A 12186-nucleotide genomic window follows, 5' to 3' on the forward strand; every position below is an offset into this window, starting at 1 on the left:
CGTGGTTAATAACCTTGCAGCGCATCGGACTCAAAAATGTGCTTTCCCGTGAGGCCCTGCTGGGCGGTTTGCCGCATGGCATTGGCCACTTTGACCGCGTCGATACCCCGGTATCTGGCCGGAATCAGTGGCGAAAACAGGCGCATGGCCCCCTCGGCCAACCGTTCGCCGAACCGGTTTTCAGCCCGGTTGCCAAGCAGGAGCGACGGGCGAAAAATCAGCAGGGTAGGGTATCCCAGCGCAGCCAGATCGCGCTCTATTTCGCCCTTCACCCGGTTGTAGAAAAAAGATGAATTGGTATCAGCCCCCATGGCCGTCACAATGGAGAACTGTTTGGCCCCATTTGCCAGGCCGAGCCGGGCAATATCCAGAGGGTATTGGTAATCGACTTTTCGGAAGGCATCCCGCGAGCCGGCTTTTTTCATTGTAGTGCCTAAGCAGCAAAAGATATCGTCGGCCTGGGTGAGAAGCCCATTGGGGTGGTCAAAATCAAATTGTACTTCCTGCAAACGGGGGTGCTGCCAGGTTAATGACTTGCGGATCAGTACTTTTACGCTGGAATAATCCGGGGAGTTAACCAACTGATGAGCGAGCAGGTCGCCAATCAGGCCCGTTGCTCCAATCAGTAAAGCCGTTTTTGAGGAAGATGTCATCATATAGAGAGGGGTATTTTCGCTAATTTAGTCGCGATATCAACAAACAAAGGTCCACCCATCCTAAATCTATTTTATGCGTTTACTAAACCACCGTTCTTTTTTTGCATTTATCCTGCTCTCCGTAACAATCCTGACCGCATTTCGGCATTTCGACGATGACTTTGTCAAGCGTCTGATCGAACAGTTCGAGCGCTACAGCATTGAGCGCCCCGTAGAAAAAGTGTATCTACACACAGATCGGGAGGCCTACCTGGCTGGTGAAACAATCTGGATCAAAGGGTATTTGTTTGGCGGGAACACCCACACGGCAGATACGATCAGCAAAGTTCTGTATGTCGACCTGATCGATGTGGCCGCGAAACAGGTACGCCTGCGGGCTCAGTTTCGGGCGATAGCCAGTTACGCCCCCGGACAGCTGGCCTTGCCCGACTCGTTGCCAGCCGGTAGTTACCAGCTTCGGGCCTATACTAATTTCATGCGCAACTACTCCGATGCGTACTTTTTCACCAAAACGCTGGCTGTCCTCCGCACTGGTGGGCCAACGGGAACGCCCCCGGCAGCGAACGCAGCCACCCCTCGGCTCGATGTACAGTTTATGCCCGAAGGCGGGCAGCTCATTGAGGGGCTGGATAGCCGGGTAGCTTTTCGGGCTACCAGTGTATCGGGTCGTAGTCAGGCTATCCAGGGATTCGTACTCGATAGCCGGAAAGATACGATAGTTGGCTTTGCCAGTACGCACCTGGGTATGGGCTATCTGTCCATCAAACCCGAGGCCGGACAGCAATATACAGCTTTTGTGCGGCAGCCGGAAGGAACATTTACCAGCTACGCCTTGCCAGCCGTTCAGCCGCAGGGCGCACTGATGCAGGTCGATAATTTATCCAGCAAAGACAACGTCCGGGTGTATGTCCGGCATAATAAAACCAGCACAGACCCGGCAGCGGCCATGACGCTGGTGGCTCAGACTCGTGGTCAGCTTATTCACGTGGCTAAAGTGTCGCTGGCTAAGAAATCGTCGGTGGCTCAGTTGACCAAAGCGCAGTTTCCCGAAGGAATCGCTCAATTGACGCTCTTCGATGAGACCAACAAACCTATCTGCGAGCGACTGATCTTTGTCGATAAAAACGAACGGATCAACGTCCGGGTGAAGGCTGAGAAGTCGGCTTACCGTACCCGTGACCACATCAATCTGACCCTGACCACCACCGATGCCGATGGTAGTCCCGCACCCGCCAATCTGTCGCTGGCGGTTGTAGATGATCGGCTTTCGCCGGAAACCGACTCCAACCGCGCGTCCATTACGTCGCATCTATTGCTTGAGTCAGATTTGACAGGAACCATAGAGCAGCCAGATTATTATTTCAATCCTGCGCACGCCGACCGGGCCCTCAAACTCGATCTGCTTATGATGACGCAGGGGTGGCGACGCTTTGTGTGGGCCGATGTGTTATCGGGTACAGTTCCGCCCGTTACGTTTCCGGTAGAGCGCGGACTGGCCCTGACAGGGCGCGTTGTTCGACCCAACCAAAAAGACATTGGTGGTAAAGTACGCCTGACCTTCATCGTTGCCAAGCGCGATAGTTCGAGAGAAATGATGACGGGCGAAACCGACGAGCGGGGCAATTACGCAGCCTACGATCTAGACTTCACGGATACGACAACCGTGCTCATTCAGGGTACGAAAGGGAAAACGAACCGGGATCTGGTCATTACGCTCGACCAGCTGCTGACTCCTCCCGTTACGATCGTGCGTCCTCCGCTCAACCCGGTCGAGTTCGATCGTGACGCGTATGATGAATTCATTCGGCGCACGAATGAGTACATGGAGATTGAACGCCAGATTCGTAATAACCGGGAGGTGCTACTCCAGGCGGTGACTGTAAAAGCCAAAAAGAATCAGCCACCCGATAGCCGGAAAATATACGGCGCGGCCGATGCGACGGTAAAGTTTGATCAGAACAACACAGCGGGCCGAATTACGATTCTGGACGTGATTCAGGGGCGGGTAGCGGGCGTTCAGGTGACCGGCTCGGGTTTCAGCGCCAAGGTTCAGATCCGGGGGGCTGCCAATTTTGGCGGGGCGATAGAGCCTCTGTTCGTGGTAGACGGTACGCCCATGGACCTGCAAGGGGTCATGAGTATATCGGTAAACGACGTCGATCAGGTCGACATTCTCAAAGGAGGATCGGCAGCTATTTACGGCTCAAGGGCTGCGGGCGGGGTTATCTCGGTGCTGACCAAGCGCGGTTCGCCTGACTACGACCTCGCCAAGGAAGCGGCTCCCGGCACGCTGGTAGCCAAACTTCCGGGCTACGCACCGGTGCGGGAGTTTTATGCCCCTCGGTACGACGTCAAAAAGCCAGAGCACATCCGCCCTGATTACCGCACTACGCTGTACTGGAATCCTCAGATTCAGACAGGTGCTGATGGAAAAGCCGTTGTTTCTTTCTTTGCATCAGATGCAAAAACAAAACTGCGCCTGCGGGTCGAAGGAGCTACGGCTACAGGCATGCCCGGTCTGGGTCGGCAAACCATTCGAATTGAGTAGGACATACAAAGCCCCTTATATCTGATGAACACAAACCGATTTCTGGTGGCGTTACTGGTGCTGACAGCTGCTGCGCCGGTGCTGGCTCAGCCCACTTACCCAACCATCGGGCAGATAATTAGACTGGATACGCGTCTGGACAAACTCCTGCCCAAAGACGCAAAAATAGACGTAATAGCCAGTGGGTTCGTCTGGTCTGAGGGGCCGGTATGGGTAAAACGAACGGCTCCGGCAGAGTCGTTTCTTCTCTTTTCTGACGTGCCGCAGAACACCGTATTCCGCTGGACCGAAAAAGATGGGCTGAGTACGTTTCTGAAGCCTTCGGGCTATACGGGGCTGGGAAATTACAGCGAGGAACCCGGCTCTAACGGACTGACTATCGACCCGAAAGGTCGGCTCATCGCCTGCGAACACGGCGACCGGCGCGTATCGGCCATGCCGCTGGATGGCAGTGGAGGTAAAGTGACGCTCGCCGACCGGTATCAGGGCAAACGACTGAACAGTCCGAACGATGTGGTGGCTCACTCGAACGGAAGCTATTATTTCACCGATCCGCCATACGGTATGCCCAAACGCGAAAACGATACCAGCCGGGAAACTGATGGGTTCGGCGTATATCGTATCGGACCCGACGGGGCGGTAAGTCTCGTGGTGGGTGATCTGACCCGGCCCAATGGAGTTGCATTATCGCCCGACGAAAAAACGTTATACGTGGCTCAGTCAGATCCCAATAATCCGGTAATTATGGCGTATCCGCTTCAGGCAGACGGATCGGTCGGAAAAGGGAAAGCAATTTTCGGCGCCGAAGGGCTGAAGAAGCAGGAGTTGCGCGGTGGATTCGACGGGCTGAAGCTCGACCGGGATGGCAACATTTGGACCAGTGGTCCGGGTGGAGTGCTGGTACTGTCGGCGTCGGGCGAGTTGCTGGGATACATTAAAACCGGCGTTGCTACCGCCAACTGTGCCTGGGGCGACGACGGGAGCACACTATATATAACGGCTGACATGTACCTCTGCCGGGTAAAGACATCGGCGCGCGGATGGTAAAAAAGCAGGATGAAGTAGGAAAGATAAATGGGTTGTACAAGTCTGTCAAACTACCTGACGTTTATCATTCATAATACCTCGTAAGCTTTGCTTATCTTTGGTTTGGGTTATAGAATCGTAACTTGGTTTAGGTAGTAATTGTCATGTTGGAGAACCGGAAGTGGGTCATTATCGGGGTGTTCTGTCTGGTTGGGCTAACGTATCTGGCCCGGCTTTTTTACCTGCAGGTGCTGGATGATACATACTCGCTGGGCGCATCGAAAAACTCGATCAAGCGGGTGGTCGAGATTCCGTATCGGGGGCAAATTTATGATCGCAATAATCAGCTCATTGTGTATAACACCCCCGTCTATGACCTGTACGTAACGCCCAAGCAGGTCAGGATTCCCGATACGGTTGCTTTCTGCCGGATGATGAACATCACTACATCCGAGTTCGATAGCATCATGGGATTAGCTAAAAACTATTCGCCGGTGAAGCCATCGCTGTTTATGCGACAGCTCTCTAAAGAAGATTTTGCCCGTATACAGGATGCACTCGTCGATTACCGGGGCTTTGAGCCGGTCATAAGTTCCATGCGTACGTACCCGGCCCACACGATGGCCAATGCGCTGGGCTACGTGAGTGAAATCAGCAAAAAACAGCTCGAAGAACAGGACATACTTTATTACCGGCAGGGCGATTACGTAGGACATAATGGCCTGGAAGAGCAGTATGAAGAACAGCTGCGCGGTAAGCGGGGGGTAAAGTTCATGATGCAGAACGTGCGGGGCGTAAACAAAGGCTCCTGGAAGAACGGGGCTTACGACACCCTGGCCGTAGCGGGCCAAAACCTGATCACCGGGATCGACGTTGAGGTGCAGAAATACGCCGATAGTCTGATGCAGAACAAGGTGGGCGCTGTGCTGGCGGTTGAACCCGCTACCGGCGAAATTCTGGTGTCGGTATCGGCGCCGACCTACGACCCGAACATGCTGTCGAGCCGTTACTTTTCCAAGAACTACCGGGCACTGATTAAAAACCCCTACAAACCGCTCATTAACCGGCCCGTTATGGCCAGTTATCGACCCGGCTCCACGTTTAAGCTGATTCAGGCGCTGATTGCTCAGCAGCAGGGGTCGCTCTTTCCAAACACTATGTACGGTCACAGCGGTTCGCCAATGCGCTGTCACTGCCGCGGAGGAAATAACCTGCGGGGGGCGGTGCAGAACTCCTGTAACCCGTATTTCTACCACGTTTTCCGCAAGTTCCTGTATTTTAACGGCGAGCATAACACCTTTAAGGCCTCGGCAATTGGTCTGAAGGAATGGCACAGCATGGCCGAAAAGTTTGGTATCGGTGCGCGGCTCGGGATCGACCTACCCAGCGAGCTGAAGGGCAACTTACCCACGCCCGAATATTACGATAAAGCCTACCGGGGGGCACTGCGCTGGAAATTCTCCAACGTGTACTCGCTCAGCATTGGTGAAGGTGAGTTGCTGATCAGCCCGTTGAAGCTGGTCAATCTGGCGGCTACCATCGCCAATCGTGGCTGGTACATCACCCCGCATTACATCAAAGGATTTAATAAGCCTGGGGTTGGCGTACCGGCCGAATATTTCGAGCGCCACGAGACCGGCATTGACTACAAGCATTTTCTGCCCGTTATCGACGGTATGCGTGCTGCCGTATCGCACGGTACCGTAACCCCGCTGGCCAATATCGAGGGTATTGATCTATGCGGTAAAACCGGTACGTCGCAGAACAACAAGTACGGGCACAAGTTTGACCACTCCATCTTTATCGGGTTCGCACCGATGAACAACCCCAAAATAGCCGTAGCCGTTTTCGTCGAAAACGCAGGCTGGGGAGGGAAGGCGGCCGCTTCCGTAGCGGCTCTGGTAGCCGAACGCTATCTAAAACGGAAAACGGAAGCCAAAAAGCTGGACGAGCAGGTGAAAGCGGCTAACTACCTGCCCCCCGTGAGCCGGGTGCCCGCTCCGAAAAAACCAGCCGCTCCTAAAAAGGATACGGTCCGGAAAACCCCCGAAGCCAAGCCGCTCATGACGGCTACCAGTCCCAAACCAGTGGCCGTAGCTGCCGCCAGTGGACATTAATCCCGTAAACTCAATATACTAGTGTCTTTGTCTCGTACGAACGATCCTTTTGCGCAACCTATCGACTGGCTAACGCTGGTGTTGTATCTGGGCTGTGTGGCGATGGGCTGGCTCAATGTCTATGCCGCCGTATACAGCCCAGAAGACCATACAAACCTGTTCGATATGACTACCAATGCAGGCAAGCAAATGATGTGGATCGGCACTACCGTGCTGCTCATCATTTGTATTCTGGTCATCAACCATAAGTTCTTCGACTCGTTTGCGTACGTGTTTTACGCGTTTATGATTCTGATGCTGCTGCTGGTACTGGTTGCCGGGTCGAACATAAACGGGTCGCGGTCGTGGTTTAAGTTTGGCGCGTTTCAAATACAACCCGCCGAGTTTGCTAAAGTGGCTACCGCGCTGGCGCTGGCCAAGTATCTCGATGTGCCCGGCATGAACCTTGGCCGAACCAAAGAGCTGCTGCGCATTGGCGGCATTATCGTGCTGCCCTGTATTCTGATTCTGGCCTCCAACGAGACCGGTTCAACACTGGTTTTTGCTTCGTTCGTTATCATGCTGTACCGCGAGGGGCTTCCGGGCTGGATACCGGCCCTGGGTATCAGTGTTGCGGCCCTGTTCGTGCTGGCGCTGGTTTTTCCGAAGCTGTACATTTTTGCCGGCATTATAGTGCTGTACGGGATCATTGTGCTCCTGATGCCCCGCTACAACCGTACGACCCGCAATCTATTGTCCATGGCGATGATCGGCGCAGCCATGATGGCGCTCGTCACCGGTGTTGATTTCTTTGTCAATAATGTGCTGCAGAAGCACCAGCGAAATCGCATCAAAGTACTTGTCGACCCGACAATCGACCCGCTGGGAGTAGGCTGGAACGTGACCCAGGCAAAAATAGCGATCGGATCCGGGCGGCTTCAGGGAAAAGGCTTTCTGGAAGGAACCCAGACAAAATTCGATTTCGTACCGGAACAAAGTACCGACTTTATCTTCTGCACCATCGGCGAGGAGCACGGCTTTATCGGGAGTACAATCGTGATTGCGCTCTTCATTGGATTACTGTCCCGAATCGTTATTCTGGCCGAAAAACAACGTAGTAAATTTGCCCGGGTCTATGGCTACTGCGTGGCGGGTATAATCTTCTTCCACGTTATGGTTAACATCGGTATGACCATCGGACTCATGCCCGTTATCGGAATTCCGCTGCCGTTCTTCAGTTATGGTGGCTCGTCGCTCTGGTCGTTCTCGATCCTGCTATTCATTTTTCTGAGACTAGACTCCCGCCGTACTGCCCTCATGCGGAGGTAAACGGAACCTGTCCGAAAGGATGGCCCTTCATCGCCCTGGCTACGGCCCGGTGTCGATGAAGGGCTTTTTTGTGTAGCGAAACTCGGGGGAGTATCTATAAATAATTGGTTTTCATTGGTTTAAGTTGATGATTAGAGGGCGTCAGAAAAAAAAGAGAAAAAAAAGCAAAGTCGATGCAACCTGTCAGCGGGCTTTCTACATCTTCTGATCAAACAACACCGGGAAACGATTAGCGCTGATCGACACCGTCAACTTTTCAACCACGATCAATCTGACAACTGTCATGAAAGCTATATATCACCTCCTCACCACGGCCCTGACGCTGACTTCGGCCGCATCGTTTGCCCAAACAACAATCACCATTGAGAAAGACTCGGCAACGCATACCGTGCGGTCGTATTCCACCAAACGGGCCGAGCGTATTGCCAGTGATTTCAGCATCTACATTGGCCTGAACAACTTCAGCGGTACGCTGCCCCGTGGGTACGAATTTCGGCCAATCGGTTCGCGTTTCGTAGCGCTGGGCTGGCAGAAGCGGATTCCGCTCATCGCAAAGGGGCCTACCAAGCTGCGGCTCGTAACTGGGCCCGAAATAGCCTGGAATAATTTTATGTTCGAAGGCAACAACACCCTTGTAGAGCAAAACAACCAGCTTATCGTAGAATCAGCTAACGTAGACCTGCGCCGGTCTAAGCTTGTCACCACCCAGCTGAACCTGCCCGTGATCCTGAACCTGTCGTTCCGGTCGGGGCTAACCCTGGGCCTGGGAGCTTACGCCGGCCTGAGAGTCGACAGTTACACCAAAGTAAAGGCAGAGGGTGCCCGGGCCGTCAGGACGCATGGTTCTTACAACCTCAACCAGGTACGCTGGGGATTGACTACCGAGCTGGGTTTCCGCCACGAGGCTAAACTCTTCTTCCGCTACGAGCCCAAAAGCCCCTTCGAGCCAGGACTCGGACCCGATGCCAGTGTATGGGCCGTTGGTTTTAAGCTATAATCAGCTGGTATATTCTGGTCCGGCCTATGGCGTACCGGCTGGGCCAGAATTTTTTTCAGGGTAGATGCAACATAGTTCGTCTGAAGTGCATCTTTTAGAAAATCCCCTCCAATACGCTTATCTCCCCGTCAAATCCGCTTATCCATCCGATCAGACCGCTTGTGTAAGAACAGGTACTTTGTGATGCCCACTACCTACCTTTACATTGTACTACGGCGGTAATAACACACCCGACCTTCGAAAAAAGCAATCCATCATGAAACGGACATTACTTTTCTTAACACTGCTCATGACCTCCCTGACGGCTACATTTGGTCAGGTACTCACACGGGGTACAGTTAGCGGACTAGTGGCTACTTCAGCCGGTAAACCACTGGAGTTCACAACGATGATGTTACTGAAAGCCACTGACTCGACCATGGCTAAGGGGTCGATCAGCGACGCTGCAGGCAAATTTGCTTTCGAGAACGTAGGGGCCGGCCGCTATATGGTGGTAGCTCAGCAGATCGGTTACCGCAAAACGTATAGTGCTCCGTTCGTGGTCGATGAGGCTCATCCGGCCATCGAGTTACCACCACTGGCCATGCCCGATGAATCGAAAAACCTGACGGAAGTCAATGTGGTAGCCAAAAAGCCATTCATCGAGCAGCAGGTAGACCGCACTGTGGTCAACGTTGAAAATAGCATTGTTGCCAGCGGAAATACCGCCCTGGAAGTGCTGGAGAAAGCGCCCGGCGTAACCATTGACCGCCAGAACGACCAGATTCAGCTGAAGGGTAAGTCTGGAGTTATTGTTTACATAGACGGTAAGCAGACGTACCTCTCCCAGCAGGAAGTTTCTAACCTGCTTAAGAACACGCCTTCCGACAATATTGCTACCATCGAGATCATCACCAATCCTGGTTCCAAGTACGACGCGGCCGGAAACTCGGGCATCATCAATATCAAGATGAAGAAGAACAAGAACTTCGGCACCAACGGTACGTTTACGCTCGGAACAGGCTACGGCTGGTTCAATAATCTGAGTGGCGGTCGCGACGATCTGCCCAAGTTCAACACCTCGCTGAACCTGAACCACCGCGACAGTAAGGTAAACCTATTCGGTAACTACAGCTACGTGAACCGGGAGAGTGCCCAAAGCAACGAAATCAATCGGGTCATTCCGTTCAACGGCAGTAAGACCTACTTCGAGCAGAAGTCGTACCGGCCTAACCACTTTGTGGGGCATTCCTACAAAGCGGGTCTCGATTATTTCATCAGTCAGAAAAGTACGGTGGGCGTGTTGGTCAACGGCTTTTCGAACAACTGGGAGTCTGATGGAATGAACAACACCCTGATCCTGAACGAAAACCGCCAGGTCGTGAGTCGGCCCACTACACAGACTTACTTCAGAAATCCGCTCACAAACTGGACCGGTAACCTGAATTACAAGTACGATTTCGACGGAAAAGGCCGCGAGTGGACAGCTGATGCCGACTACGTTCGGTATACGGGCACCAACCTGTCTAACCTGAGCACTACTTATCTGAATAACGAGAACGTAGCGACCCAGCCGCGACAGGATGTACGAAACACGATGCCTTCAACGATCAACATCATGGCGTTCAAGACTGATTATGTACACCCACTCAAAAACGGGGCAAAACTGGAAGCCGGTCTGAAAAGCAGTTTCGTCAACGCCGACAACAACACCATTTTCGATACGCTGCAACAGGAATCGCGGCAGTGGCTTTTCGACGCCAGCCGGTCTAACCACTTCAAGTATGACGAGAACATCAATGCTGCCTACGTGAACTTTGCCGGTAAACTGGGTAAGAAGCTGAAAGTACAGGCGGGACTGCGGGCCGAACATACCCGCTCGGTGGGTAACTCAATTACGTTGAGCCAACGGGTAGAGCGCAGTTACCTGAACGTGTTTCCTACCTTGTTTCTGTCACAGCCCCTGGATTCGACTAATGTCCTGAACCTGTCGTTCAGCCGCCGGATCGATCGGCCCGACTACCAGAATCTGAACCCATTCGTGTATTACCTTGACCCATACACCTACCAGCAGGGGAATCCGTTCCTGCGACCGCAATACACCAACTCCATTGAACTGACTCACGTATACAAGGATGCTTTCACCACGACACTGGGCTTTAGCCGGACCACCGATTTTATCAACCGCGAAACCCCGCGTCAGATTCCGGAGCGGAATATCACCTACGTAACGCCCGAAAACCTGGGCTACATGGATAACATAAACCTGAACGTGAGCTTTCCGGTCATGGTAGCCAAATGGTGGCGGATGCAGAATAATGTGAGTGGTTATTACCAGCATTACCAGACATTCTATTCGGGAGTGCCTTACGAAGTAAAGCTGCTGGCCTATAACCTCTACACCTCCAGCAACTTCACACTGAGCAAGACTCTGTCTGCTGAACTCTCGGGCTGGTACAATTCGGCTTCTCAGTACGGCTTCTACCAGGCCCAGCCGATGGGTGGTTTTACAGTGGGCGTTCAGAAGAAGGTACTGGACGGTAAAGGCAGTCTGAAACTAAACATCAACGATCCGTTCTGGCTGAACCAGTTCCGGGGCCGGGCGGTCGTACAGGATATCAATTTCTACGTTGGATCACGCTGGGAGAGCCGACGGATTATGCTCAACTTCACATACCGGTTCGGTAACCAGAACGTAAAAGCTGCTCGTCAGCGCTCTTCGGCCACCTCGGCTGAACAGGGACGGGTTGGCGGCAACAACTAACCGTCAACAACGCATTCACATGGACTTAGTTTAGGTTAAGAAAACGCGAAAGCCATTCCCGTCTTGAGGAATGGCTTTTTTGTTGACTGTACTAGTCGAATAAAGTGCCGTCAGAACCTGGCTGGTAACAGCCCCGTCAGGAGCGCCGGTTGGGCCATAATCGGTGTACAAATGCCTATAAAAAAGATAAGGTTCCCCGATCTGAGCGGAGAACCTTATACTGACTATTCCTAAACCCTTAACCTTTTCTACATGAAAAACTAACTTTTACCCTTTTCTGTTCCAAGAACTCGACTATTTCAGTATTTATTTAAAATTACTGAATGTCAGAGCCTTCGCTGTTTGAACGTTCAACATCCCAGAGGTAGTTGATCATTCGGGCCGTATGATTGGCCTGAGTAATCCAGCGGCTGGCTTCGGTATTTTTACCTTTCGCCAGTTGATTATTTACCTGAGCAACGGCCTGGTTGAATTCAAGACGCTTGGCGGGGCTGAGCTTAAGCACAGCGGCCGGGTTTTGATTATACAACGAGACCGTACTCATAAAGTTTACCCAGTTGGTAGTCTGCGCAAACTTGGCAAAGTTTTGTCCGACATAAGCAGCGAACTGCGTTTGCGAACCATTGACAAGCATGGCACTTGCCGGCTTGTTGGCTGCCGGGCTATCATCAGTGTTGGTGGTGGTAGCCGCGTTTGCCTGAGAAATCGTCAACCCTAATCCAAGAATCAACGATGCAAAGATAACACGCGATTTCATAGTATTGTTCTATTTTTGTTTCAGTTAAAGAACA

At 52.7% G+C, this 12186-nt stretch carries 8 protein-coding genes; 6 read left to right on the forward strand and 2 right to left on the reverse strand.

What is annotated here, in order from left to right:
- Positions 1-5: 5 nt before the first annotated feature.
- Positions 6-656 (reverse strand): oxidoreductase, encoded by a 651-nt coding sequence (locus FBR45_RS06705; protein ID WP_138500496.1) that lies wholly within the window; start codon positions 654-656, stop codon positions 6-8.
- A gap of 73 nt (positions 657-729) precedes the next feature.
- Here FBR45_RS06705 and FBR45_RS06710 point away from each other — a divergent pair, with 73 nt between their 5' ends.
- The 6 genes from FBR45_RS06710 to FBR45_RS06735 all read left to right on the forward strand — a co-directional run bounded on the left by FBR45_RS06710 (position 730) and on the right by FBR45_RS06735 (position 11395).
- Positions 730-3204 carry a TonB-dependent receptor plug domain-containing protein gene (locus tag FBR45_RS06710; protein ID WP_138500498.1) on the forward strand — a complete coding sequence of 825 codons (2475 nt, stop codon included), beginning with the start codon at positions 730-732 and terminating at the stop codon, positions 3202-3204.
- 24 nt (positions 3205-3228) lie between these two features.
- Complete coding sequence (locus FBR45_RS06715; protein WP_138500500.1) at positions 3229-4251, forward strand: SMP-30/gluconolactonase/LRE family protein; 1023 nt, start codon at positions 3229-3231, stop codon at positions 4249-4251.
- A gap of 143 nt (positions 4252-4394) precedes the next feature.
- Positions 4395-6347 (forward strand): peptidoglycan D,D-transpeptidase FtsI family protein, encoded by a 1953-nt coding sequence (locus tag FBR45_RS06720; RefSeq protein ID WP_138500502.1) that lies wholly within the window; start codon positions 4395-4397, stop codon positions 6345-6347.
- Positions 6348-6374: 27 nt separating this feature from the next.
- A complete protein-coding gene (rodA, locus tag FBR45_RS06725; protein ID WP_138501972.1) occupies positions 6375-7655 on the forward strand; it encodes a rod shape-determining protein RodA in 1281 nt (426 codons plus the stop codon).
- A gap of 283 nt (positions 7656-7938) precedes the next feature.
- Positions 7939-8652 (forward strand): outer membrane beta-barrel protein, encoded by a 714-nt coding sequence (locus tag FBR45_RS06730; protein WP_138500504.1) that lies wholly within the window; start codon positions 7939-7941, stop codon positions 8650-8652.
- Between the two features lie 256 nt (positions 8653-8908).
- Positions 8909-11395 carry an outer membrane beta-barrel protein gene (locus FBR45_RS06735; protein WP_138500506.1) on the forward strand — a complete coding sequence of 829 codons (2487 nt, stop codon included), beginning with the start codon at positions 8909-8911 and terminating at the stop codon, positions 11393-11395.
- 316 nt (positions 11396-11711) lie between these two features.
- On the opposite strand, the gene FBR45_RS06740 is transcribed toward FBR45_RS06735, so the two are convergent.
- Positions 11712-12152: a hypothetical protein gene (locus FBR45_RS06740; protein WP_138500508.1), complete on the reverse strand. Its 441-nt coding sequence runs from the start codon at positions 12150-12152 to the stop codon at positions 11712-11714.
- Positions 12153-12186 lie beyond the last annotated feature (34 nt).

The organism is Spirosoma lacussanchae (assembly GCF_005870035.1).
GTDB classification, from domain to species: Bacteria; Bacteroidota; Bacteroidia; order Cytophagales; family Spirosomataceae; genus Spirosoma; species Spirosoma lacussanchae.

Coding starts and splice junctions, on each gene's coding strand:
- FBR45_RS06705 (WP_138500496.1), bottom strand. CDS start 656: ATGATGACATCTTCCTCAAAAACGGCTTTACTGATTGGAGCAACGGGC.
- FBR45_RS06710 (WP_138500498.1), top strand. CDS start 730: ATGCGTTTACTAAACCACCGTTCTTTTTTTGCATTTATCCTGCTCTCC.
- FBR45_RS06715 (WP_138500500.1), top strand. CDS start 3,229: ATGAACACAAACCGATTTCTGGTGGCGTTACTGGTGCTGACAGCTGCT.
- FBR45_RS06720 (WP_138500502.1), top strand. CDS start 4,395: ATGTTGGAGAACCGGAAGTGGGTCATTATCGGGGTGTTCTGTCTGGTT.
- FBR45_RS06730 (WP_138500504.1), top strand. CDS start 7,939: ATGAAAGCTATATATCACCTCCTCACCACGGCCCTGACGCTGACTTCG.
- FBR45_RS06735 (WP_138500506.1), top strand. CDS start 8,909: ATGAAACGGACATTACTTTTCTTAACACTGCTCATGACCTCCCTGACG.
- FBR45_RS06740 (WP_138500508.1), bottom strand. CDS start 12,152: ATGAAATCGCGTGTTATCTTTGCATCGTTGATTCTTGGATTAGGGTTG.